Annotated in this window: 21 protein-coding genes, 1 tRNA gene and 1 riboswitch; of the genes, 19 read left to right on the plus strand and 3 right to left on the minus strand. The window is 69.0% G+C overall.

Features of this window, described 5'->3' with window-relative positions; translation table 11 throughout:
• The first annotated feature begins 17 nt into the window (after positions 1-17).
• From AB0F43_RS23560 to AB0F43_RS23580, 5 genes are all read left to right on the plus strand, one after another.
• Entirely contained in the window at positions 18-1,172 is a 1,155-nt protein-coding gene (locus AB0F43_RS23560) for a site-2 protease family protein (protein WP_360480583.1), read from the plus strand.
• Positions 1,173-1,314: 142 nt separating this feature from the next.
• A complete protein-coding gene (locus AB0F43_RS23565; protein ID WP_360480586.1) occupies positions 1,315-2,253 on the plus strand; it encodes a tRNA (adenine-N1)-methyltransferase in 939 nt (312 codons plus the stop codon).
• A gap of 87 nt (positions 2,254-2,340) precedes the next feature.
• Positions 2,341-4,086: a proteasome ATPase gene (gene arc, locus AB0F43_RS23570; RefSeq protein WP_360480589.1), complete on the plus strand. Its 1,746-nt coding sequence runs from the start codon at positions 2,341-2,343 to the stop codon at positions 4,084-4,086.
• A 141-nt stretch (positions 4,087-4,227) separates the two neighbouring features.
• Positions 4,228-5,436 (plus strand): polysaccharide lyase family 7 protein, encoded by a 1,209-nt coding sequence (locus AB0F43_RS23575; protein WP_360480592.1) that lies wholly within the window; start codon positions 4,228-4,230, stop codon positions 5,434-5,436.
• An 84-nt stretch (positions 5,437-5,520) separates the two neighbouring features.
• Positions 5,521-5,883, plus strand: a complete 363-nt coding sequence (locus AB0F43_RS23580) for a hypothetical protein (protein WP_360480595.1) — start codon at positions 5,521-5,523, stop codon at positions 5,881-5,883.
• Positions 5,884-5,909: 26 nt separating this feature from the next.
• Here AB0F43_RS23580 and AB0F43_RS23585 read toward each other — a convergent pair whose 3' ends face one another.
• Positions 5,910-6,404, minus strand: coding sequence for an NUDIX domain-containing protein (locus tag AB0F43_RS23585; protein WP_360480598.1), 495 nt, complete (start codon positions 6,402-6,404; stop codon positions 5,910-5,912).
• Positions 6,405-6,477: 73 nt separating this feature from the next.
• On the opposite strand from AB0F43_RS23585, the gene dop reads away from it, so the two are divergent.
• The 14 genes from dop (at position 6,478) to AB0F43_RS23655 (ending at position 19,824) form a co-directional block, all read left to right on the plus strand.
• Positions 6,478-7,998, plus strand: a complete 1,521-nt coding sequence (dop, locus tag AB0F43_RS23590; protein ID WP_360480601.1) for a depupylase/deamidase Dop — start codon at positions 6,478-6,480, stop codon at positions 7,996-7,998.
• Between the two features lie 57 nt (positions 7,999-8,055).
• Complete coding sequence (locus tag AB0F43_RS23595) at positions 8,056-8,265, plus strand: ubiquitin-like protein Pup (protein WP_132210376.1); 210 nt, start codon at positions 8,056-8,058, stop codon at positions 8,263-8,265.
• Positions 8,266-8,273: 8 nt separating this feature from the next.
• The gene (gene prcB / locus AB0F43_RS23600; RefSeq protein WP_360480604.1) at positions 8,274-9,116 is read left to right on the plus strand and encodes a proteasome subunit beta; all 843 of its coding nucleotides are present in this window, start codon (positions 8,274-8,276) and stop codon (positions 9,114-9,116) included.
• A gap of 30 nt (positions 9,117-9,146) precedes the next feature.
• Positions 9,147-10,001 (plus strand): proteasome subunit alpha, encoded by an 855-nt coding sequence (prcA, locus tag AB0F43_RS23605; protein WP_360480607.1) that lies wholly within the window; start codon positions 9,147-9,149, stop codon positions 9,999-10,001.
• Between the two features lie 137 nt (positions 10,002-10,138).
• Positions 10,139-10,669 carry an NUDIX hydrolase gene (locus AB0F43_RS23610; protein ID WP_360482025.1) on the plus strand — a complete coding sequence of 177 codons (531 nt, stop codon included), beginning with the start codon at positions 10,139-10,141 and terminating at the stop codon, positions 10,667-10,669.
• A gap of 89 nt (positions 10,670-10,758) precedes the next feature.
• Positions 10,759-13,392, plus strand: a complete 2,634-nt coding sequence (locus tag AB0F43_RS23615) for a beta-N-acetylglucosaminidase domain-containing protein (RefSeq protein WP_360480609.1) — start codon at positions 10,759-10,761, stop codon at positions 13,390-13,392.
• A gap of 36 nt (positions 13,393-13,428) precedes the next feature.
• Entirely contained in the window at positions 13,429-14,070 is a 642-nt protein-coding gene (locus tag AB0F43_RS23620) for a GNAT family protein (protein ID WP_360480612.1), read from the plus strand.
• 5 nt (positions 14,071-14,075) lie between these two features.
• Positions 14,076-14,165: riboswitch (ZMP/ZTP riboswitch) on the plus strand.
• Between the two features lie 30 nt (positions 14,166-14,195).
• Positions 14,196-15,077 carry a bifunctional 5,10-methylenetetrahydrofolate dehydrogenase/5,10-methenyltetrahydrofolate cyclohydrolase gene (locus tag AB0F43_RS23625; RefSeq protein ID WP_360480615.1) on the plus strand — a complete coding sequence of 294 codons (882 nt, stop codon included), beginning with the start codon at positions 14,196-14,198 and terminating at the stop codon, positions 15,075-15,077.
• A gap of 31 nt (positions 15,078-15,108) precedes the next feature.
• Positions 15,109-15,477 (plus strand): chorismate mutase, encoded by a 369-nt coding sequence (gene aroH / locus AB0F43_RS23630; RefSeq protein WP_360480618.1) that lies wholly within the window; start codon positions 15,109-15,111, stop codon positions 15,475-15,477.
• 126 nt (positions 15,478-15,603) lie between these two features.
• The gene (locus AB0F43_RS23635) at positions 15,604-16,668 is read left to right on the plus strand and encodes a prephenate dehydrogenase (protein WP_360480620.1); all 1,065 of its coding nucleotides are present in this window, start codon (positions 15,604-15,606) and stop codon (positions 16,666-16,668) included.
• 72 nt (positions 16,669-16,740) lie between these two features.
• Positions 16,741-17,436 (plus strand): (d)CMP kinase, encoded by a 696-nt coding sequence (gene cmk / locus AB0F43_RS23640; RefSeq protein ID WP_360480623.1) that lies wholly within the window; start codon positions 16,741-16,743, stop codon positions 17,434-17,436.
• 142 nt (positions 17,437-17,578) lie between these two features.
• Positions 17,579-18,307 carry a lysophospholipid acyltransferase family protein gene (locus AB0F43_RS23645; RefSeq protein WP_360480626.1) on the plus strand — a complete coding sequence of 243 codons (729 nt, stop codon included), beginning with the start codon at positions 17,579-17,581 and terminating at the stop codon, positions 18,305-18,307.
• Positions 18,300-19,679, plus strand: a complete 1,380-nt coding sequence (gene der, locus AB0F43_RS23650) for a ribosome biogenesis GTPase Der (protein ID WP_360480630.1) — start codon at positions 18,300-18,302, stop codon at positions 19,677-19,679. The genes AB0F43_RS23645 and der overlap by 8 nt, the downstream gene beginning before the upstream one ends.
• A gap of 71 nt (positions 19,680-19,750) precedes the next feature.
• Positions 19,751-19,824, plus strand: a tRNA-Pro gene (locus tag AB0F43_RS23655).
• A gap of 119 nt (positions 19,825-19,943) precedes the next feature.
• Here AB0F43_RS23655 and AB0F43_RS23660 read toward each other — a convergent pair.
• Both AB0F43_RS23660 and AB0F43_RS23665 read right to left on the minus strand, forming a co-directional pair.
• Positions 19,944-22,115: an MMPL family transporter gene (locus AB0F43_RS23660; protein WP_360480633.1), complete on the minus strand. Its 2,172-nt coding sequence runs from the start codon at positions 22,113-22,115 to the stop codon at positions 19,944-19,946.
• Between the two features lie 70 nt (positions 22,116-22,185).
• Positions 22,186-22,734, minus strand: a complete 549-nt coding sequence (locus AB0F43_RS23665; RefSeq protein ID WP_360480636.1) for a TetR/AcrR family transcriptional regulator — start codon at positions 22,732-22,734, stop codon at positions 22,186-22,188.
• Between the last annotated feature and the right edge of the window lie 90 nt (positions 22,735-22,824).

Raw genomic sequence — 22,824 nt, forward strand, 5'->3', positions numbered from 1 at the left:
CCAGTAGCGTTGGGTTGATGTCAGAACCGCGTGATCCCCAGAGTCCCGCCCAGCCGGCCGGCCCACCGCCGCCCGGTACCTGGGTCCTCGGTCGTGTCCGCGGGATCCGGCTGACCATGCGGTTCACCTGGCTACCGGTGGCGATGCTGCTGGCGATCGGGTTCGCCGCGATCATCGGGCAGCAGTTCCCGGACCTCGGCAGCTGGCGCTACCTGGCCGCGTTCGCGTTCGTGGTCGCGTTCACGCTGTCGATCCTGGTGCACGAGCTCGCGCACGCGCTGATGGCGATGCGGTTCGGCATCGGGGTGTCGGAGATCAATCTCGGCTTCTTCGCGGCCGGTACGCACATCGAGGGCGAGCGGAAGTCACCACTCGAGGAATTCGCCGTCTCGGTGGTCGGCCCGATCGCCTCGCTGGTGGTCGGCGGGCTGGCCTACCTCGGCTCCCGCGCGTTCGACGAGGGCGTCGGGTACGTCGCCCTGTGGGAACTGAGGATCGCGAACCTGATCGTCGGCGTGACGAACCTGCTGCCCGGCCTGCCGCTGGACGGCGGCTGGGTGCTGCGGGCGGTGGTCTGGAAGATCACCGGCAACATGCACACCGGCACCATCGTGGCCGCCTGGGCCGGCCGGCTGCTCGCGATCGCGGTGCTGGCCGCGCCGCTCCTGCTGGAGGAGATCTGGGACCGGCAGCCGTCGATGATCGACTTCCTGATCGCGCTGCTGGTCGGGTTCTTCCTCTGGATGGGCTCGACGTCGTCGCTGATGCAGGCCCGGCTGCAGCGCAAGCTGCCCGCGTTGCAGGTCCGCACGCTGGCCCGGCGGGCGGTCGCCGTACATTCCGGTACGCCGATCTCGGAAGCGGTCCGGCTGGCCGGCGAGGCGCAGGCCGGGGCGGTCGTGGTGATCGACGGCGAGGGCAAGCCGCACGCGCTGGTGTCCGAGGCCGCGGTCGCCGCGGTGGCGCCGAACCAGCGACCGTGGACCAACGTCAGCGAGGTCGCGACCCGAATCGGCGCGGGCCGCATCATCGGTGTCAACGACACCGGCGAGGAGATCCTCAAGACGCTGCGTGAGCAGCCCTCCACGGAGTACCTGGTCCTCGACGCCACCGGATCCGTGTACGGCGTACTCGCCACCGCCGACGTGGAACGCGCCTTCCGCGGCCGCTGACGGTCATGGGGCCTCCCTGCCTGGACTGAGGAGCGGAGGGAGCGCAGCGACTGGAGCGACGAGGGAAGGCCGGGAGTCAAAGCCCCATGACCATGCCGGCGCCGAAGGCCCGGCCGATAAGCAGAGTTAGGGTGAGCGCCTTATGGCTGAGCTGCGTGACTTTCCCGACCAGGCGTTCTCCGGGGTCCACCACGGACCGTTGCAGGAGGGCGAGTGGATCACCCTGCAGGACTCCAAGGGCCGCCGGCACTCGGTGCTCCTGGAGCGCGGGAAGATCTTCCACACCACCAAGGGCGGGATCGCGCACGACGACCTGATCGACGGCCCGGACGCGGTCGTGATCAAGTCGAAGGGCGGCGTCGAGTATCTGGCGCTGCGGCCGCTGATGGCTGACTACTCGGTTTCCATGCCGCGGGGCGCCGCGGTGATCTACCCGAAGGACACCGCGCAGATCGTCACCATGGCCGACATCTTCCCGGGGGCGAAGGTGGTCGAGGCCGGGGCGGGCTCCGGCGCGCTGACCACGGCCCTGCTGCGCGCGGTCGGGATCCACGGACAGGTCATCTCGTTCGAGCGGCGGGAAGATTTCGCCGAGGTCGCCCGCAGGAACGTGACCGGTTTCTTCGGCGGCGAGCACCCGGCCTGGCGGCTCGAGGTCGGTGACCTGGTCGAGAAGCTGAACGAGCGCGACGTGGACCGCGTCGTCCTCGACATGCTGGCCCCCTGGGAGTGCGTGGACGCCGTCGCGGAGGCCCTGTCACCCGGCGGGGTGTTCTGCGCGTACGTCGCCACCACGACGCAGCTGAGCCGGGTTGTGGAGACGCTGAGGGCTCATGGGGAGTTCACCGAGCCTCGCGCCTGGGAGTCACTGGTCCGGGACTGGCACGTCGAGGGACTGGCGGTCCGGCCGGGTCACCGGATGCAGGGTCACACCGCGTTCCTGGTCACCGCGCGGCGGATGGCACACGGTGTCCAGGCCCCCCGGAAGAAGCGCCGCCCGGCCCCTGGCGCGTACGGCGACGACTACACCGGACCGCGTCGTACGGATTCATCCGAAGACATGCCGAGAGCAACGGATTGATCCGCAACCGACACGTGATGGGATTCAGCTTGCCCGGCGAGGTTTTCTGGGTAAGGTCCATAGGGTCGAGCCCCACATGGTGAGGTGATGATCGTGGCTGGAGACGAGAGTCCTACCGCGGCAGAGCTGCGCAACCAGGTCCGGTACCTGGAAGCCGAGGTCGCAGCGCTGCGGCGTCGGTTGTTGGAGCATCCGGCTGACAGCCGGTCGCTCGAGAGCAGGCTGTCCGAAACCCAGGCTTCCCTGGCGGGTGTCACCGCTCAGAACGAGCGGCTGGCCGAAACGCTGCGGGAGGCGCGAGAGAAGATCATCGCCCTGAAGGAGGAGGTCGACCGGCTGGCCCAACCGCCGTCCGGTTTCGGCACCTTCCTCGGCCGCAACGACGACGACACGCTGGACGTGTTCACCGGGGGCCGCAAGCTCCGCGTCGCGGCGAGCCCGTCGGTCGACCTGGACGCGCTGAAGCTCGGCCAGGAACTGATGCTGAACGAGGCGCTGAACGTGGTCGAGGCCTGTGACTTCGAGGTCGTCGGCGACGTGGTGATGCTGAAGGAGCTGCTGGCCGACGGCGAGCGGGCGCTGGTGATCGCGCAGGCGGACGAGGAGCGGGTGGTGCGGCTCGCGTCGCCGCTGCTCGACGAGCCCCTGCGGGCCGGTGACTCGCTGCTGCTGGAGGCACGGTCGGGGTACGTCTACGAGAAGATCCCGAAGTCCGAGGTCGAGGAGCTGATCCTCGAGGAGGTCCCGGACATCGACTACACCCAGATCGGTGGCCTGTCCGGCCAGATCGAGCAGATCCGGGACGCGGTCGAGCTGCCGTACCTGCACAAGGACCTGTTCCTCGAGCACGAGCTCAAACCGCCGAAGGGTGTCCTGCTGTACGGCCCGCCGGGCTGTGGCAAGACGCTGATCGCGAAGGCGGTGGCCAACTCGCTGGCCAAGAAGGTGGCCGAGCGGACCGGGGTGGACGGGCAGAAGTCGTTCTTCCTGAACATCAAGGGTCCGGAGCTGCTGAACAAGTACGTCGGCGAGACCGAGCGGCACATCCGGCTGGTGTTCCAGCGGGCCCGGGAGAAGGCCTCCGAGGGCATGCCGGTGATCGTGTTCTTCGACGAGATGGACTCGCTGTTCCGCACCCGCGGTTCCGGCGTCTCCTCCGATGTCGAGAACACCATCGTGCCGCAGCTGCTGAGCGAGATCGACGGTGTCGAGGGCCTGGAGAACGTGCTCGTCATCGGTGCCTCGAACCGTGAGGACATGATCGACCCGGCCATCCTGCGACCCGGTCGGCTGGACGTGAAGATCAAGATCGAGCGCCCCGACGCCGAGGCCGCCCGGGACATCTTCTCGAAGTACCTGACCACCACCCTGCCGCTGCATGCCGACGACCTGAGCGAGTTCGGCGGCGACAAGGCCGAGTGCGTGAACGGGATGATCCAGCGCGTCGTGGAGCGGATGTACACCGAGGCCGACGAGAACCGGTTCCTCGAGGTCACCTACGCCAACGGCGACAAGGAGGTCCTGTACTTCAAGGACTTCAACTCGGGCGCGATGATCCAGAACATCGTCGACCGGGCCAAGAAGATGGCGATCAAGGCCTACCTGGACGAGAACCAGAAGGGCCTGCGGGTGCAGCACCTGCTGCAGGCGTGCGTGGATGAGTTCAAGGAGAACGAAGACCTCCCGAACACCACGAACCCGGACGACTGGGCCCGCATCTCCGGCAAGAAGGGCGAGCGGATCGTCTACATCCGGACGCTCATCTCCGGCAAGCAGGGCACCGAGCCGGGCCGCTCCATCGACACGGCCACGAACACGGGTCAGTACCTGTAGTCCCGTCGTACGGCGACTGCCCCTGGACATCCACTGTCCGGGGGCAGTCCGCGTTCGTGGCAGGAACGTGCAACCGCCCGGGGTACGCCGGTCTCCGCCACCAGGATGAGGCTCGATCTTGTCCTTGGTGAGGAGTGGGAAATGAAGAGAGCCGGTATCACGGTCGCGACGGCCGGGCTGCTCGCGGCGGCGCTGGTGGGTGGGGCGGTCTGGGCGGGTGTCCTGCCCAGCACCTCGGCGGCGAGCGGGGAGATCACCCCCGCGGCCGGTGCGGTGCGGGCGAGTACGAGCGACGACAACCTGCCCCGCAACGTGGTCGACGACGACCTGGGCACGCGATGGTCGGGGAAGGGCGACGGTGCGTGGCTGGAACTGGATCTGGGTGCCGCCACGACCGTCTCGGCGATCAAGCTGGCGGTCTACAAGGGCGACGAACGACGCAACGACTTCGAGTTGCAGGTGTCGAGTGGCAGCACCTGGACGACCGTGTACGACGGCGAGAGTAGCGGCACCACGACAGGCCTGGAGACCTTCGACATCACCGACGTGACCGCCACCAAGGTCCGGTACGTCGGTCACGGGCACACACTGGTCGACGACGACGAGCACGGGTCGTGGAACAGCCTGACCGAGGTCCAGGTCTGGGGCGCGGGCGGTGGCCCGACCGATCCGCCGACGACACCGCCGGGTGGCGACGTACCGGCCGAGGTGCTGGACCTGACCAACTGGAAGGTCACCCTGCCGATCGGCTCCGACGAGAAGCCGACGGAGATCAAGCAGCCGACGCTGGCAACGTACAGCAAGGACCCGTACTTCAAGGTCAACGGGAACGGCGTGCAGTTCCGGGCGCCGGTCAACGGAGTGACGACAAGTGGTTCGAGCTACCCGCGGGCCGAACTGCGGGAGATGACCGCCAACGGCACCAAGAACGCGGCCTGGTCGTCGACGTCGGGTACGCACACGCTGACCGTGAAGGAGGCGTTCGTCAAGCTGCCCGCCGGGAAGCCGCATGTGGTCGGTGCACAGATCCACGGTGGTGACGACGACGTCACGGTGTTCCGGCTGGAGGGCACGAAGCTCTACATCACGAACGGCGACGACTCGAACTACAAGCTCGTGACCAGCAACTATGTGCTCGGTACGCCGTTCGAGGCGAAGTTCGTGGTGTCCGGCGGCCAGGTGAAGGCGTACTACAACGGCGTACTCCAGACGACGTTGAAGAAGTCGTTGTCGGGGGCCTACTTCAAGGCCGGGGCCTACACCCAGGCGAACTGCGAGAAGTCTTCGCCGTGCAGCGCGTCCAACTACGGTGAGGTGCACATCTTCGATCTGAAGGTCCAGCACAGCTGACCCATGGGAAACGGGTACCGCGGAGGGATGCACCGGGGTTTTCCCCGATCCCTCCGCGACTCCCTGTGGAGGTACCTTCCTGCTATGGCGACGGACGAGGTGCGCAAGGACCTGCGGGCGGCGGTGGCCGCGCGGCAGGAGCTGGGGCCGGAGTACGAGGCTGAGATCATCGACAGCTTCCTGGAGAAGCTCGACGCCCGCGACGCCGAGCGCCGCGGCCAGGCCGTCGAGCTCCGCGCCCAAGACCAGCTCCTGGAGGCAGCCGGCCTGAAACCCCGCGAAACCGACCCCGGCGGCCTCGCCCTGGCGATCATCTCCGTCGTCGCCGCCATCCCGCTCACGGCCATCGCGGCCGACATGATGGGCCTCGACGGCGTGGTCATCGTCTGGCTCGGCCTGGTCGGCATCAACTTCGCCCGTGTCCTCGGGCGCCGCAATCCCCGCTGACCGCCCCTCAGAGCCTTCTCAACGGGTCATACGAGGCTGCGGACGTACGGACCTAGGAGGGCGGTGGTGTCGGGGACGAAGGGCCACTCGTCGAGGCGTCGTACGAGCTCGGCAGGGGACATCCACGCGCCCCAGGACACCTCTTCCGGCTGGTGGGTGACCGGGCCGTCCCAGACGCAGGTGTAGAGGTAGGCGTGGTAGTTGGTGGACTCGTCGGCGTAGTCGCCTTCGGGGAGTCTGACCAGGTCCACGCCGGTGATGCCGAGCTCCTCGGCCAGCTCGCGGACGACCGCGTCGTACGGGTCCTCGCCGGCGGCTATGACACCACCCGCGGAGAAGTCGTAACACGCCGGGAAGACGTCCTTGGTCGCGGTCCGGCGGTGCACGTAGATGTGACCCGCCGGATTCCGGACGAGTACGCCGGTCGCCGCGTGGCGCAGGTTGTCCCGGCGCATGACGGATCGCGGCGCCGACCCGGTGACCTGGTTGTCGTCGTCCAGGATCGCCACGATTTCGTCCACCCGGGAAGTTTCACACGTAACCCTGTGGACACGGCAACGGCTTTCGTCCCCGGTACCGCGTAGGCTCGTTCGCATGAGTGTTCGGCGGATCATGGGGACCGAGACCGAGTTCGGCATCTCGGTCCCAGGCCAGCCCGGGGCCAACCCGATGCTGACCTCGAGCCAGGTGGTGAACGGTTACGCCCAGACGCAGCCGCTCGCGCGCAAGACGCGGTGGGACTTCGACGAGGAGCACCCGCTGCGGGACGCGCGCGGGTTCGACCTGAGCCGGGAGGTGGCCGACTCCAGTCAGCTGACCGACGAGGAGACCGGCCTGGCCAACGTGATCCTCACCAACGGCGCCCGCCTGTACGTCGACCACGCCCACCCGGAGTACTCCGCGCCCGAGACCACCAACCCGCGGGACGTGGTGGTCTGGGACAAGGCCGGTGAGCTGGTGATCATGGAGGGTGCACGGCAGGCCCGGCAGATCCCCGGCGCGCCGCCGCTGAACCTCTACAAGAACAACACCGACAACAAGGGCGCGTCGTACGGTTCGCACGAGAACTACCTGATGCGCCGCTCGACCCCGTTCGCGTCGATCGTGCGGCACCTGACCCCGTTCTTCGTCAGCCGCCAGGTGGTGACCGGCGCCGGCCGGGTCGGGATCGGCCAGGACGGCACCGCGCACGGCTTCCAGATCAGCCAGCGGGCCGACTACTTCGAGGTCGAGGTCGGCCTGGAGACGACGCTCAAGCGGCCGATCATCAACACCCGCGACGAGCCGCACGCGAATCCGGACCGCTACCGCCGGCTGCACGTGATCATCGGCGATGCCAACCTGTCGGAGATCTCGACGTACCTCAAGGTCGGCACCACCGCGCTGGTGCTGTCGATGATCGAGGACGGCTGGCTGACCGACGACCTGAGCGTGGACCGCCCGGTCACCGCACTGCACGAGATCAGCCACGACCCGACCTGCACCCACCTGATGACGCTCAAGGACGGTCGCAAGCTGACCGCCGTACAGCTCCAGACGGAGTACCTGGAGCAGGCCCGCAAGTACGTCGAGGACAAGTACGGCGACGACGCGGACCGGCAGACCAAGGACGTGCTGCATCGCTGGGAGCACGTGCTCGACCAGCTCGCCACCGACCCGATGAAGCTGGCCGACCAGCTGGACTGGGTCGCGAAGCTGAAGCTGCTGCAGTCCTACCGCGACCGCGACGGCCTGGAGTGGGACGACCCGAAGCTGCACCTGATCGATCTGCAGTACGCCGACCTGCGCCCGGACAAGGGTCTTTACTACAAGTTGGTCAAGTCCGGCCGGATGCAGCGGCTGGTCACCGACGAGGAGATCCGGATGGCGGTCTCGCACCCGCCGACGGACACCCGGGCGTACTTCCGCGGCCGCTGCATGCAGCAGTACGCGCCGCAGGTCGCTGCCGCGTCCTGGGACTCGGTGATCTTCGACCTGCCCGGTAAGGAGTCACTGCAGCGGATCCCGACGCTGGACCCGTTGCGGGGCACGAAAGCCCATGTCGGAGCGCTTTTGGACCAGTGCGACACCGCGAGTGACCTGGTTCGCACCATTACTGGGGGCGCCGCCGGGTAGGGTCGCTATTGAGGGTCGGTTGGGCGACCCTCCCAGCGGTTCTAGGAGGTGTGTGCCATGGCGAAGGACGGCGGGCAGCAGCACAAGCAGCCGAAGCGTTCGACGACCGAGGAAGAGGTCGAGCAGGTCGAGACGTCCGAGGACGTCGCCGAGCGCAAGGAGCGGCTCGACGAGGATGTCGACTCGATCCTGGACGAGATCGACGAGGTGCTCGAGGAGAACGCCGAGGAGTTCGTCCGCGGGTTCGTGCAAAAGGGTGGGGAGTGAACCGCTCGATGACATTCGATGCCTCCGGCCGGTTGCCGGAAGCCTTCCTGACCCCAGGTGGCTCGTCGTTCATGGACTTCCTGGCCGGGCACGCGCCCGACCTGTTGCCGGGACGGCGCAGCCTGGGGTCGGCAGACTTTTCCGCCGACGTCCCGCACGGTACGACGATCGTCGCCGCCACCTTCCCCGGTGGCGTGGTGATGGCCGGCGACCGGCGGGCCACGATGGGCAACATCATCGCCCAGCGTGATATCGAAAAGGTGTTCCCGGCCGACGAGTACTCCGCGGTCGCGTTCGCCGGCTCGGCCGGGTTCGGGCTGGAGATGGTCCGGCTGTTCCAGGTCGAGCTGGAGCACTACGAGAAGCTCGAAGGCACCACGCTCAGCCTGGACGGCAAGGCCAACCGGCTGAGCGCGCTGATCCGGGGCAACCTGGCGATGGCGATGCAGGGCCTGGCCGTGGTGCCGCTGTTCGCGGGCTACGACCAGGAGATCAAGGGCGGCCGGATCTTCTCCTACGACCCGACCGGCGGTCGGTACGAGGAGACCCACTTCCACAGTGTCGGCTCGGGTTCGCTGTTCGCCCGGGGCGCGCTGAAGAAGCTCTACCGCGAGGACCTGTCCTCGACCGACTGCGTCACGGTGGCGATCCAGTCCCTGATCGACGCCGCCGACGACGACTCGGCGACCGGTGGACCGGACATGTTGCGGCGGATCTTCCCGGTGGTCGGTGTGGTCACCGCGGACGGCTACCAGCGGCTGCCCGAGGGCGAGGTGGCCGACATCGTCGACCGCGCGTGGGCCGAGCGGCACAACCGCCCGGACGGCCCGGCCTCGGCGTCCCTGACCTGACCCATCGACTGATAGAGGACGACACCTTCGATGAGCGTTCCGTTCTACGTCTCGCCCGAACAGCTGATGCGGGACCGGGCCGACTTCGCCCGGAAGGGCATCTCCAAGGGCCGCAGCGCGATCGCGCTGCAGTACGCCGACGGCATCCTGTTCGTGGCGGAGAACCGGTCGCCGGCATTGCACAAGGTGGCCGAGATCTACGACCGGATGGCGTTCGCCGCGGTCGGCCGGTACAACGAGTTCGAGAACCTGCGGATCGCCGGCGTCCGGCTGGCCGACATGCGCGGGTACTCCTACGACCGGCGCGACGTCACCGGCCGGGCGCTCGCCAACGCCTACGCGCAGACGCTGGGCGCGATCTTCTCCTCCGGCGGCGAGAAGCCGCTCGAGGTGGAGATCCTGGTCGCCGAGATCGGCGCCACCGCCGCCGATGACCAGATCTACCGGCTCACCTACGACGGCTCCATCGCGGACGTCCGCGGGTACGCCGTGATGGGCGGGCCGGCCGAGCAGGTCGCGGACTACGTCGGCGAGCACTACCAGGAGGGCATCTCGCTGGCCGGGGCGCTCCGGCTCGCGGTGGACGCGCTCGGGCACGACAGCAACGAGGTCCGGGAGCTGACCCCGGACCAGATCGAGGTCGCTGTCCTGGACCGGACCCGGACGCAGGTCCGCAAGTTCAAGCGGATCTCGGAGGAGACGCTCGCGCGCATCCTGTCCGAGTCGAGCCCGGACACCACGCCGTCCGAGCCGTCGCCCGCGGCGGACACGTCGCAGGAGGCCGACAAGAGCCCGACGGCGACCGACGACGCCCCGGTGGCGCCGCCGGAGGACGACGCACCGGTCGCCCCGCCGGAGGACCCGCACGACAACCGCCCGCTGTGACGGACCCCTCAGCAAGCCGAGAGCCGGCCGCCCCGGAGAACACTTCCGCGGCGGCCGCTCCCGTCCCACCCGTCGGCCCCGTGCCTGGGCTATCCGTGGCAGGTGAAGGGCGGGATGGGGATCCCGGGGCCTGGGTGATGCTGGATGAGCGGGTGGGGTTCAACGGGTATTTGACGGTGATGCAGCGGCGGTATCGACTGCCGGATGGGCGGGAGGCGGACTGGGATGTGTTCGGTCCCAAGACCTCGTCCGGGATCACGTCGGGCATCACCGTCCTGCCGTTGACGCCGGAAGGCAAGGTCGTCACGATCCGGATCTTCCGCCCGGGCCCCGACCAGGTCGTCACGAACCTGCCGGGTGGCTTGGTCGAGCCCGGCGAGGATCCCGCCGTGGCCGGGGTCCGCGAGCTCGAGGAGGAGACCGGCTACACCTGCGAGTCGTTCGAGCTCGTCACCTGGAACTGGTCGGCCGCCTCCTCGGTCTACCGCAAGTACGTCGCCATCGCGCGCGGCTGTACACCCGACGGCCGGCAGGCCCTGGACGAGTTCGAGGACTGCGTACCGGTCGAGCTGACCGTGGAGCAGTTCCGGGCCGAGCTGCGGACGCCCGGTGCGATGACCGGGACCGACGCCGCCTACCTGGCCCTCGACCACGCCGGTCTGCTTTGACTGGAACTGGTCACGCCAAGGGCTTGACGAGCAGGTCTGCGCACTGAGTGGATGGGAGGTGCAAACGCCTTCCGCCCGAGGAGTTGCTCATGCGCCTGTCAGCGATCGTGTTGCTCGCACTCGTCGCCCAGACCCTGTCCGTCCCGGCCGCCTCGGCCGATGTCACCAGAGAGGCGGCGCCGGTGACGCCTGAGCCTCAGCAGACCGTCGACCGCCGGGATGGGTTCGACCTCGGCCGGACCGTCGGCCTGGTCCGCGGCCCGACCGCGGACCCGGACGCCGAGCGCGTCGTCCGCGAGACGCTCGAGGAGGCCGGCGTACGGACGATTCGTGATCGCCCGGCCGACGTGACCATCTGGCTGGGAGGCAGTGAGGAGGCGCTGCGGCGGTTGGACGTCGAGCCCGCCAAGGGGTTGCCGGCCGAGGGGTATGTGCTCGCCGCCGGCCGGAAGAACGTCGTACTCGACGGCGTCGACACCGACGGGACGTACTACGCCGCGCGAACGTTCGCACAGCTTGTCCAGGGCAACCACCTGGACGGAGTCGAGATCCGCGACTGGCCGACGATGCGGTACCGCGGCTCGATCGAGGGCTTCTACGGTACGCCGTGGTCGCATGCCGACCGGCTCGACCACATCGACTATCTCGGCGCGCACCGGATGAACACCTACGAGTACGCGCCGAAGGACGACCCGTACCACCGCGAGCAGTGGCGTGACCCGTACCCGGCCGACAAGCTGGCCGAGCTCGGCGAGCTGATCGAGCGGTCCCAGCGCAACAAGGTCGACTTGACCTTCGCGCTCTCACCCGGCCTGTCGATCTGCTACACCTCCGACAGCGACTACCAGGCGCTGATCGCCAAGTTCGAGGCGCTCTACGCGCTGGGCGCGCGGGCGTTCAACGTGCCCCTCGACGACATCAACTACAACACGTGGCACTGTCCGGCGGACCGGGAGAAGTACGGCACCGGCGGTGGCGCGGCCGGACGGGCACAGAGCGAGCTGCTCAACCGGATCCAGCGCGAGTGGGTCGCGTCGAAGCCTGATCTGGCCCCGCTGCAGATGGTGCCGACCGAGTACTACAACGTGTCCGAGACGCCGTACAAGAAGGCCCTGCGGGAGCAGCTCGACAGCGCGGTGGTCGTGCACTGGACCGGTATCGGGGTCATCCCGCGCACGATCACGACCGCACAAGCGGCCCGGGCCAAGGCCGTGTTCGGGCACGACATCCTGATCTGGGACAACTATCCGGTCAACGACTACCTCGCCGGGCGCATCCCGCTGGCCGACTACAGCGGCCGCGAGCCCGGGATTGCTGAGCACGTCGCCGGCGTGATCTCGAACCCGATGAACCAGGCCGCGGTCAGCAAGCTCGCGCTGTACTCGTTCGCCGAGCTCGGCTGGAACCCGGCCCGGTACGACGAGCAGGCCTCCTGGCACCGTGCGATCGCCGAACGAGCCGGGGGAGACCGTCGGACGATCGCGGCCCTGGAAGTCTTCGCCGACCTCAACACCTACGACTCGACGCTGCACCCCGAGAGCGCGCCGGTCCTTGCCGCCCGGACCGAAGCGTTCTGGACAACCTGGCGGGCGGGGGAGCGCGACGAGGCGATCGCGGCGATCAAGCCGTACTTCACCGCTGTCGAGAAGGCGCCCGCGCAGCTCCGGCGTGGTGTGGAGGACCCCGCGTTCGCTGACGAGGCAAAGGCTTGGCTGGACGCGACCGTGCTGTGGGGTCAGGCACTCCAGCGTTCACTCCGCCTCCTCGATGAAGTGGCCGAGGGCAACGGTGCGGCCGCCTGGACGAGCCGGCAACGGATCGATCAGCTGGTCGCTCAGGCCAAGGCGATCCGCGACACACGCCTGCCGCACTCCAACACGTATCCGCGCATCGGCGAGGGCGTTGCGGACGCGTTCCTCACCGAGGCGGGCCGGGTCCACGACCAGTGGATGGGCATCGAGGCCGGCCGTACGGCGTCCAGCTCACAGCGCACGTACGCCGAGAACGTCCCCGACCGCATGATCGACGGCGACGAGTCGACGTACTACTGGAGCAACGGTGCCCCGGTGGCCGGTGACGAGATCCGCGTCGATCTCGGCGCACCGCGTGCGATCGGCGACATCGCCGTACTGATGGGCAAGTCGGGCAGCCCGCAGGACTACATCCACTCCGGCGCCCTGGAGTACTCCACGGACGGTGAGACGTGGACCGAGCTGACCCGCGCGACGACCCCTGAGGTGCGTTTCACCGCAGACGTCACCGCCCGCTACGTCCGCTATCGTGCGATTGTCAACAATCCGTCGTTCTGGCTGGTGGTCCGCGAGTTCTCGATCCAGGTCACCGACGGCTCCGAGTTGGTGCTGACGGCAACAGGTACGCCGGCCGCCGCGAACGGCTCGGCGTTGTCCGACGCAGTCGACCGCAACGTGACCACTACCTACACCGCCGCGACAGCGCCCACCGAAGGGGACGCTCTCGTCATCACCCTGTCGACGCCACGACCTCTCGACCAACTCACCGTCCTCCAGGCTGACAGGTCGACCGCCCCGGGCCGGCTCGAACTGAAGACCGCGACCGGTTGGCGGCAAGCGGGTCAGATCCAGGGTGCCTACACCGCCGTGACCTTCCCCGCGACCACCGTCGAGGCGATCCGGGTGAGCTGGGCGGCTGGCGCCGTACCGCCACAGGTTCACGAGGTGATCCTGCGCCGGGCCGGCAATTAGGTTGCCCGGGGTCCGCGGGCACCTCAGGATGGCCGGGTGCTGACCGACCACTGGCCGCTGCGCCGCCTCCGGCTGACCACCGACCGGCTCGTTCTCCGGCAGCCCGGCGAGGAGGAGCTCGCCGCGCTCGCCGACGTCGCCGCGAACGGTGTCCACGAGCCGGGGGAGCGGCCGTTCCTGACCCCGTGGACCGACGCGTCACCCGCCGAACGCGCCCGGACCGTGCTGCAGGGGTACTGGAGCACTCTGGCCGAGTGGACTCCGCAGGACTGGGCGTTGGATCTCGGCGTGTTCCGGGGGACGACGCCCATCGGCATGGTCACCCTGCGAGCCCAGGATTTCGCCATCCTCCGCGAGGTGAAGACGACGTCCTGGCTCGGGCTGCCCTACCACGGTCAAGGTCTCGGGACTGAGGCACGCCTCGCTCTGCTGCACCTCGCCTTCGACGGGCTCGACGCGGAGGCGGCGTTGACCGAGGTGTTCCAGGACAATGCCGCGTCCCAGGGCGTTTCCCGCAAACTCGGCTACCGCCCGGACGGGATCTCTCGCGACGTTCTGTACGGCCGGCCGGTCATCTCCGACCGGCTCCGCCTGACCCGTGAGCACTGGCAGGCCGCCGCCCACCCGCCGGTCGAGGTCGTCGGTCTGGACGACTGCCGTTCCTGGTTCGTCGCGTAGGCTGGCCGGTGGACCGCGACTGGCGTTGAGGTGGAGAACCACCGGGGAACGGTCCGCCGGAGGATCCGGCTGAGCCGCGCGCCTGGGCACCCGACCTGTTGTCGACGCCCGAAGGAGCGCGCCGTATGGCCAAGTTGATGATCGGAACCGACCTCGCCGCCGAGCTGGTGACGAAGGCGGCTGAACGTGCCCGGATCCTGCGAGAGAAGACCGGCATCCAGCCGTGCCTGGCGACCGTGCTGGTCGGGGATGACCCCGCCTCGGCGACATACGTCCGGATGAAGCAGAACCGGAGCAGGAAGGCCGGCATCGGGTCACGCAGCGTGGTCCTCCCTGCGGAGACCACGACCGGGGAACTCGTCGCGGAACTGACCCGCCTGTCCAAGGATCCGGAGGTGCACGGGATCCTGCTGCAGCATCCCGTGCCCGCGCACATCGACGAGCGGGCCGCGTTCGAGGCGATCGACCCAGCCAAGGACGTCGACGGGGTGACCATGCACGCGTTCGCCGCGATGGCGTTCGGCGAGCCCGGCTTCCGGTCCTGTACGCCGGGCGGCATCCTGCGGCTGCTCGAGGCGTACGACGTACCGCTCGCCGGAGCGCACGCGGTCGTCATCGGCCGCAGCCCGATCCTGGGCAAACCGGCCGGGATGTTGCTGCTGGCATCGAACGCCACCGTCACCTACACCCACTCGCGGACCACCAACCTGCCCGAGATCGTCCGGACCGCGGACATCGTGGTGGCGGCCGTCGGCAAGGCGAACTTCGTCCGGGGTGACTGGCTGAAGCCGGGTGCGGTGGTGGTCGACGCCGGGTACAACGAGGGCAACGTCGGTGACGTCCACTTCGACGAGGCGGCCGAGGTGGCGAGCCTGATCACGCCGGTCCCGGGCGGCGTCGGGCCGATGACGATCGCGCTGCTGCTGGAGCAGACCGTCGACGCCGCCGAGAGGGCGTCTGGCGCACAGTCCGAGACGGCTGTCCACTCTCTGGCTGCTCTGCCCTAGGGTTGAGGTAGACGACTAAGGAGGCAGGCACGTGGCGGTACGGGCGATCCGGGGTGCCACCCAGCTGGAGGTGGACGAGCGCGAGCACCTGCTCGAGCGCTCCGCCGAGCTGGTGAAGGCGGTCCTGGAGGCGAATGATCTGGACCACGAGGACCTGATCAGCATCCTGTTCACCGTCACGCCCGACCTGCGCTCGGAGTTTCCCGCCGTGGCCGGGCGGCAGATCGGGCTGACCGACGTACCGCTGATGTGCATGCAGGAGATCGACGTCCCGCACGCGCTGCCGCGGGTGGTCCGGATGATGGTGCACGCCGAGTCGCCCCGGTCGCGGGAGAAGATCCAGCACGTCTACCTGCACGGTGCCGTCGCGCTGCGCCCGGATCTGACGGGCGCCCAGTGAGGACATGGTGACCGTGCTCATTGCCGCGCTGCCGCGCGGCGGGTCATGGGGCTTTGACTCCCGCCCTTCCCTCGTCACTCCAGTCGCTTCGCTCCCTCCGCTCCTCAGTCCAGGCCGGGAGGCCCCGTGACCGAGCTTCGCGGGCCGGTCCGGGTCGTCGGCGCCGGGCTGATCGGTACGTCGATCGGCCTCGCGCTGGCCCGGTTGGGTGTGGTGGTGGAGCTGGTCGACGCCGATCCGGACAACGCGCTGATGGCCGAGCGGATCGGGGCCGGCTCGCGGCTGGTCCAGATCGAGCCTCAGCTCGTGGTGGTCGCCGTACCGCCGGATCACGTCGGTCAGGTGGTCGCGGAGCAGCTCGAGCAGACCGACGCGATCGTCACCGACGCCGCGAGCGTGAAGTCGAAGCCGCTCGCGGACGCGGCCCGGTTGACCACTGATCTCAGCCGGTACGTCGGCAGTCACCCGATGGCGGGGTCCGAGCGCAACGGACCGCTCGCCGCGCGGGCGGACTTGTTCGACGGGGCGACCTGGGCGATCACGCCGCATGAGACCAGCGCGCCCGAGGCCGTCGAGCTGGTCCGGCGGCTGGCCGAGGCGTCCGGTGCGCGGACGGTCGAGCTGTCGGTCGAGGACCACGACCTCGCGGTCGCGCGGGTGTCGCACCTGCCGCACCTGATGTCGGCGCTCGCGGCCGGGACCCTGGCCGACGCGCCGGATTCGCACTTGCAGCTGTCCGGGCAGGGCGTCCGTGACGTGACCCGGATCGCGGCCGGCGACCCGCGGCTGTGGACCCAGATCGTGTCCGCCAACTCGGCCGCGCTGACCGGCCTGCTGGAGCGGATCCGCGGCGAGCTCGATCGCGTTCTTGTTGCCCTGGGCAAAGAAGAGGCGGCCGAGGAGCTGACCTCGATCCTCGGGCAGGGCGTCTCGGGCGCGGTCCGGGTGCCGGGGAAGCACGGCGCACCGCATATCGAGCTGGTCTCGGTCCTGGTCACCATCCCCGACCGTCCGGGGCAGCTGGCCCGGTTGTTCGCGGACGCCGCCGAGTCCGGCGCCAACGTCGAAGACCTGCGGATCGACCACAGCCCGGGCCGCCCGGTCGGTGAGGTCGAGCTGGCCGTCAAGCCCGGTTCGGTCGACCAGTTGGTGCGGGTCCTCACCGAGCGTGGCTGGGTCGTCCACCGCTGACCGCGGTACACGAGTCACCGGCAGCCGGTCCTGATCGGGGGATTGTCCCCGCTCACGGGTAATCTCTGGGCCATGATCATCGCTGTGGACGGCCCGAGCGGTTCCGGTAAGTCGAGCACCGCCCGAGGCGTCGCCACCAGGCTGGGGTTGCGCTACCTCGACACCGGCGCGACGTACCGCGCGGTGACCTGGTCGGCGCTGGAGCACGGCCTCGACCTGGACGACACGGCGGCGGTGGCCGAGCGGGCCCGGGAGCTGCGGCTCGAGGTCAGCACCAACCCCGGCAAGCAGTTCGTGATCGCCGACGACGTCGACGTGACGGCCGCGATCCGGGAGCCGCGGATCAGCGAGAGCGTCAGCAAGATCGCCACCAACCTGGACGTCCGCAAGGAGCTGATCCGGCGCCAGCGCGCCATCATCGACGACGCCCAGCCGACCGGCGGGATCGTGGTCGAGGGCCGCGACATCGCCACCGTGGTCGCGACGGACGCGGAGCTGAAGGTGCATCTCACCGCCGACCAGGAGGCCCGGCTGGCCCGGCGGGGCGCCGAGCTGGCGGCCGGAGCGGTGACGGCCGAGCAGCTGCGGGACCAGATCGTCCGCCGCGACGCCGACGACGCCACCGTCTCGCAGTTCCTGGTGGCCTCGGACGGCGCGGTCACCATCGACTCGACACATCTGTCTCTGGAGGAGGTCGTCGACGTGATCAGCCGGCTCGCGAAGGAGGCCGAGGCCGCCGATGTGGACACTGGCGACCGGGAGTCATGACTGTGCTTTCGGCCGGGCCTTCGGCGCCGGCTCGGTCATGGGGCTTTGACTCCCGCCCTTCCCTCGTCGCTCCAGTCGCTGTGCTTTTGGCCGCGCTGCCGCGCGGCGGGTCATGGGGCCTCAGTCCAGGGCGGGAGGCCCCATGACCGCAGAGCTGACCGGGCACCTGGAGCTGCCCCGCACCGACGACCTGCCTCGACTGCCCTACCGGCTGGCACTGCCGGCCCGCCGGATCGCCAGGACGTATTTCCAGCGCCGCTACCGGCTGACTGTCCACCACCAGGATCTGTTCCCGCGGACCGGCCCGGTGCTGATGACCCCGAACCACCTGAGCCTGCTCGACGGTCCACTGCTGGGTGCGATCGCGCCGCGGATGCTGCACCAGCTCGGCAAGATCGAGGCCTTCGGTGGTGTGCAGGGCAGGTTGCTGCGGCGCTTCGGGCAGATCCCGGTCGACCGGTCGTCGTACGACGTCCTCGCCGTACGGCAGTCCATCAAGGTGTTGCGGGACGGCCGGGTGCTGAACATCTACCCGGAGGGGACGCGCGGCCCGGGCGACTTCCGCCAGGTGCGCACCGGGGTGGCCTACCTGGCCATGGTCACGGGCGCCCCGATCCTGCCGGTGGCCCTGCTCGGAACGCGCCTTCCGCACGGAGACGTGGAGGGTTTTCCACCGGCCGGGAGCCGGGTGGATGTGGTCTATGGCGAGCCGTTCCGGATCGACCGCGTACCCTTTCCGAGGAGGCATTCCGACGTACGGGCGGTTGCCGACCAGATCGGCGACGTGCTGCGGGCCCATGTCAGGGCGGCCGTCGAAGCCACCGGCCACCCGCTCCCGGGCGAGCCAGACAAGAAGGATCCTGATGAGTGACCTGCCCACCGGCTACGACTTTGCCGAGCCCACCCACGAGCGTGAGGACACGGGACCGCTGCCCGTGCTCGCGATCGTGGGCCGGCCGAATGTGGGCAAGTCCACGCTGGTGAACCGCATCATCGGCCGCCGCGAGGCCGTCGTCGAGGACACCCCGGGCGTCACCCGGGACCGGGTCTCGTACGACGCCAACTGGGCCGGCCGGGGCTTCACCGTGGTCGACACCGGCGGCTGGGACCCGGACGCGGTCGGGATGGCCGCGCTGGTCGCCGCCCAGGCAGAGGTCGCCATCAACGCCGCCGACGCGGTGCTGTTCGTCGTCGACGCGACGGTCGGGATCACGGACGCCGACGAGGCGGTGGTCCGGGTACTGCGGAAGTCCGGCAAGCCCGTCGTACTGGCCGCGAACAAGGTCGACGACCAGCGGGTCGAGTCCGAGGCGATGAACCTGTGGAGCCTCGGCATCGGCGAGCCGTTCCCGGTGTCGGCGATGCACGGCCGCGGCACCGGCGACATGCTGGACGCCGTCCTGGCCGCGCTGCCCGAGGCGCCGCCGGAGCGCGACGCCGAGGCCGGCGGACCGCGCCGGGTCGCGATCGTCGGCAAGCCGAACGTGGGCAAGTCCTCGCTGCTGAACAAGGTCGCCAAGGAGGACCGCGTCGTCGTCAGCGACGTCGCCGGTACGACGGTCGACCCGGTGGACGAGCTGATCACGCTGGCCGGCAAGGAGTGGCGGTTCATCGACACGGCCGGCATCCGGCGGAAGGTCAAGAACGCTCAAGGCCACGAGTACTACGCCTCGCTGCGGACCAACGCGGCGATCGAGCGGGCCGAGGTGGTCGTGGTGGTGATCGACGCCTCGGAGCCGATGTCGGAGCAGGACCTGCGGATCATGAACGCGGTCGAGGAGGCCGGCAAGGCGCTGGTGATCGCGTACAACAAGTGGGACCTGGTCGACGAGGACCGGCGCTACTACCTGGAGCGCGAGATCGACCGCGACCTGGTCCAGTTCCGCTGGGCGCCGCGGGTGAACATCAGCGCGCTCACCGGCCGGCACATGGAGAAGCTGGTGCCGGCCATCGAAGCCGCCCTCGAAGGCTGGCAGACCCGCGTCCCGACCGGCCAGCTGAACGCCTTCCTCGGCCGCCTGGTCGCCGCCCACCCGCACCCGGTCCGCTCCGGCAAACAACCGAAGATCCTCTTTGGCACCCAGGCGACCACGATGCCCCCGACCTTCGCCATCTTCACCTCCGGCGCCATCGAACCGTCGTACCAACGCTTCATCGAACGCCGGTTGCGCGAAGACTTCGGCTTCGTCGGCAGCCCCGTCCACGTCCAAATCCGAGCCCGCCAAAAGAACAAGAAACGCTGACCGGACCCTGGTCAGAGCACTGGTTCCGATGAGGTAAGGTTTACTCCGCTCGCCGCTTCGGAGGCGCGCTTCGGGCTGTGGCGCAGTTTGGTAGCGCACCTGGCTGGGGGCCAGGGGGCCGCAGGTTCAAATCCTGTCAGCCCGACCCATGAGGGGCACCGATCTTGTCGGTGCCCCTCTGTGCGTGATTGGCCGGTGGCGGGTTGTTGTACCGCTGGCGTGCTGTAACCCGCCAGTTGGTCCACAACCCGCCAGTGCCGGCGGTTAGCCCACTCCGACGGGCTGTTTGTCCGCTGGTTTGGTGGGGGCGCGGAGGGATTCGCCTTCGATGTCTACCTTGGGGGTGATGCGGTCGAGCCACTTCGGGAACCACCAGGCGCGGTCGCCGAGGAGGCTGAGGACGGCGGGGACCAGGGTCATGCGGACCACGAAGGCGTCGATGAGGACGCCGATGGTGAGGCCGAAGCCGATGGCTTTGATGATCGGGTCGTGGACCATGATGAAGCCGGCGAACACGGAGGCCATGATCAGGGCCGCCGCGGTGACCACGCGGGCGCCGTGGCCGAGGCCCTCGACGGTTGCCTCGGTCGCGTGCTTGCCGTGCACGAACTCCTCCCGGACCCGGGACACGATGAACACCTCGTAGTCCATCGCCAGCCCGAACAGCACGCCCATCATGATGATCGGCAGGAAGCTGACCAGCGGCCCGGGGGAGTCCACTCCGAGCAGTGAAGCTCCCCAGCCCTGCTGGAACACCGCGACCGTGATCCCGAACGTCGCGCCGATCGTCAGCACGAACCCGAGCGTCGCCTTCAACGGCACCAGCAGCGACCGGAACGCGAGCAGCAACAGCAGGAACGACAGCCCGATGACGAGCAGCAGGTACGTCGGCAACGCGCCGGACAGCTTGTTGGACACATCGACCCCGACCGCCGTGTTACCGGTCACCGAAATCGTCGCGTCACCAGTGGCCAGCGGCTGAACGGCGGTGCGCAGGTTCTTCACCAGGTCGGCCGTCTCCTCGGTGGCCGGACCGCTGGCCGGGATCACCTGCAGCAGCCGCGTCGACCCGTCCGGGCTCGCGGGACCGGGCTGCGCCGCGACGACGTCCTTCAGTCCTTGCGTCTTCGCGAGTACCTGCTCAACGACTGCACCCGACGTCGCCGCGCTGTCGCTTGTCACGACGACCACCAGCGGGCCATTGGCGCCCGGGCCGAAAGCGGCCGCGGTGAGGTCGTAGGCGACCCGCTGGTTGGTCCCGGCCGCCGCCGACGCGCCGTCCGGCAACGCCAGTTGCATGTCCTTCACCGGAATCGCAAGCAGCCCGAGCCCGATGATGCCAAGAGCAACGATCGGGACGCGGAAGCGGGTGGTGAACCGCCCCCAGCGGAATCCGAACCCTTCGGCCGGTGCGACGGTCGGGGCCTTGCGCAACTTCCGCGGAAGCACCCGCTTGCCGACGAACCCGAGCAGCGCGGGCAGCAGCGTCAACGCGACCAGCACCGCGGTGAGGACGGTCGCCGCGGCCGCGAAGCCCATCGCGGTCAGGAACGGAACGCCGACCACACTCAGCCCGGCAAGCGCGATCACCACGGTCGCGCCGGCGAACAACACCGCCGAGCCCGCGGTCGCGGTCGCGCGGCCGACCGACTCCTCCTCGTCCATGCCTTCGGCGAGCTGGGTCCGGTGCCGTGAGCTGATGAACAGCGCATAGTCGATACCGACCGCCAAGCCCAGCATCAGTGCCAGGATCGGCGCCGTCGACGACACGTCCGCGAACGCGGTCACCAGGAACAGCCCGGCCATCCCGGCCAGTACGCCGAGCAGCGCGGTGAGCAACGTCATCCCGGCCGCCACCAGCGAACCAAAGGTGACGACCAATACGACGGCCGCGATCGCGACGCCGATCACTTCGGTGGCCCCGACCTCCGGTACGCCGCCGACGATCTGGCCACCCGGGACTACCTGAAGATCCCCGGAGCTGAGTCCGCTGAGCCCGTCGTACGCCTCGGTGCTCTCCTTCGACAGCTCGTCGGCCGGCTTGGCGAACTGGACGCTGATCAGGGCGGTGGTGCCGTCCGGACTGATCGCCTTGCTGGTGAACGGATCGACCGCCCCGATCACCTCGGGGACCTTCGCCGCCCGGGCGACGGTCGTGCCGACGGCGGCCTTGACTGCCGGGTCGGCAAGCGTCTTGCCATCAGGTGCCTTCACCACGACGGTGGCGGAGGCGCCGCTCGCCGCGGGCAGCTCGGTCTTCAGGGCGTCGAGCGCGCGCTGCGACTCGGTGCCGGGGATCGAGAACGTGTTCGTCGTCGAGCCGCCGAAGGTCAGCGCGCCGACCCCCAGCAGAACAAGGAAGGCCGCCCAGATGGCGGCGACGAGTCGCCGGCGCTGGTAGGAGAACCGGCCGAGCCGGTACAGCAGATTGGCCATCGGGGAAGGTGTCCGTTCGTGTGCAGGGGAGACCTGGCGCCATGGGGCGCCGAGCCGGTTCAGACGTTGATCAGGCGGGTTTGAGCAGTCGCCGCAGAGCGATGTCGCAGAGTCTTCGGAGGTCCTCGTCGCTACGGTCACCGGAATGCCGGCACTCGCCGAGCAGACCGTTGATGGCGAACGTGGCCAGGTCGCGCTCGAGCGAATCGTCCGAGCCTGCCAGATAGCCGGTCAGCTTCATGCCGTCTGCGACCAGCCCAGCGACCTCGGGCATCTCCTCGATGACCGGGAGTACGTCCTGGATGACGTCGATGACGCCCCGGTGCACGACGGCGAGGTCGGTGAACCGCCGGATCGCGACCTCCTGCGCCTCGGCCCGCGGCAGCTGGTCAACGGTCTGGATCAGCGCGGCGAGGTCGGCCGCGGCCGGTTCGAGTACGGCAGCCAGCACCGCGGGCTTGCCGTTGAAGTGGTAGAGCACCGTGGCCTTCGAGCAACCGGCCGCGGTCGCGATGTCCTGCAGTGACGTCGCGTTGTAGCCCTTGGCCTGGAACAGGTCCATCGCCTGCCGGACGACCTCGTGCCGGGTGCGCTCCCGGGCGGGGGTGGTGACTGCCATGTCAATCATCATCCTGACCGATCGGCCAGTTTTCAACCGATCGGTCAGTTCTGTGGCGCGCTTCACGGTGCTGGCCGGTTGTGTTTGCGG

Source organism: Kribbella sp. NPDC023972 (assembly GCF_040639075.1).
Taxonomy (GTDB): domain Bacteria; phylum Actinomycetota; class Actinomycetes; order Propionibacteriales; family Kribbellaceae; genus Kribbella.

Coding starts and splice junctions, on each gene's coding strand:
- arc (WP_360480589.1), top strand. CDS start 2,341: ATGATCGTGGCTGGAGACGAGAGTCCTACCGCGGCAGAGCTGCGCAAC.
- AB0F43_RS23575 (WP_360480592.1), top strand. CDS start 4,228: ATGAAGAGAGCCGGTATCACGGTCGCGACGGCCGGGCTGCTCGCGGCG.
- prcA (WP_360480607.1), top strand. CDS start 9,147: ATGAGCGTTCCGTTCTACGTCTCGCCCGAACAGCTGATGCGGGACCGG.
- AB0F43_RS23665 (WP_360480636.1), bottom strand. CDS start 22,734: ATGGCAGTCACCACCCCCGCCCGGGAGCGCACCCGGCACGAGGTCGTC.
- AB0F43_RS23580 (WP_360480595.1), top strand. CDS start 5,521: ATGGCGACGGACGAGGTGCGCAAGGACCTGCGGGCGGCGGTGGCCGCG.
- AB0F43_RS23660 (WP_360480633.1), bottom strand. CDS start 22,115: ATGGCCAATCTGCTGTACCGGCTCGGCCGGTTCTCCTACCAGCGCCGG.
- dop (WP_360480601.1), top strand. CDS start 6,478: ATGAGTGTTCGGCGGATCATGGGGACCGAGACCGAGTTCGGCATCTCG.
- AB0F43_RS23615 (WP_360480609.1), top strand. CDS start 10,759: ATGCGCCTGTCAGCGATCGTGTTGCTCGCACTCGTCGCCCAGACCCTG.
- der (WP_360480630.1), top strand. CDS start 18,300: ATGAGTGACCTGCCCACCGGCTACGACTTTGCCGAGCCCACCCACGAG.
- cmk (WP_360480623.1), top strand. CDS start 16,741: ATGATCATCGCTGTGGACGGCCCGAGCGGTTCCGGTAAGTCGAGCACC.
- AB0F43_RS23595 (WP_132210376.1), top strand. CDS start 8,056: ATGGCGAAGGACGGCGGGCAGCAGCACAAGCAGCCGAAGCGTTCGACG.
- AB0F43_RS23645 (WP_360480626.1), top strand. CDS start 17,579: ATGACCGCAGAGCTGACCGGGCACCTGGAGCTGCCCCGCACCGACGAC.
- AB0F43_RS23610 (WP_360482025.1), top strand. CDS start 10,139: ATGCTGGATGAGCGGGTGGGGTTCAACGGGTATTTGACGGTGATGCAG.
- prcB (WP_360480604.1), top strand. CDS start 8,274: ATGACATTCGATGCCTCCGGCCGGTTGCCGGAAGCCTTCCTGACCCCA.
- AB0F43_RS23625 (WP_360480615.1), top strand. CDS start 14,196: ATGGCCAAGTTGATGATCGGAACCGACCTCGCCGCCGAGCTGGTGACG.
- AB0F43_RS23560 (WP_360480583.1), top strand. CDS start 18: ATGTCAGAACCGCGTGATCCCCAGAGTCCCGCCCAGCCGGCCGGCCCA.
- AB0F43_RS23565 (WP_360480586.1), top strand. CDS start 1,315: ATGGCTGAGCTGCGTGACTTTCCCGACCAGGCGTTCTCCGGGGTCCAC.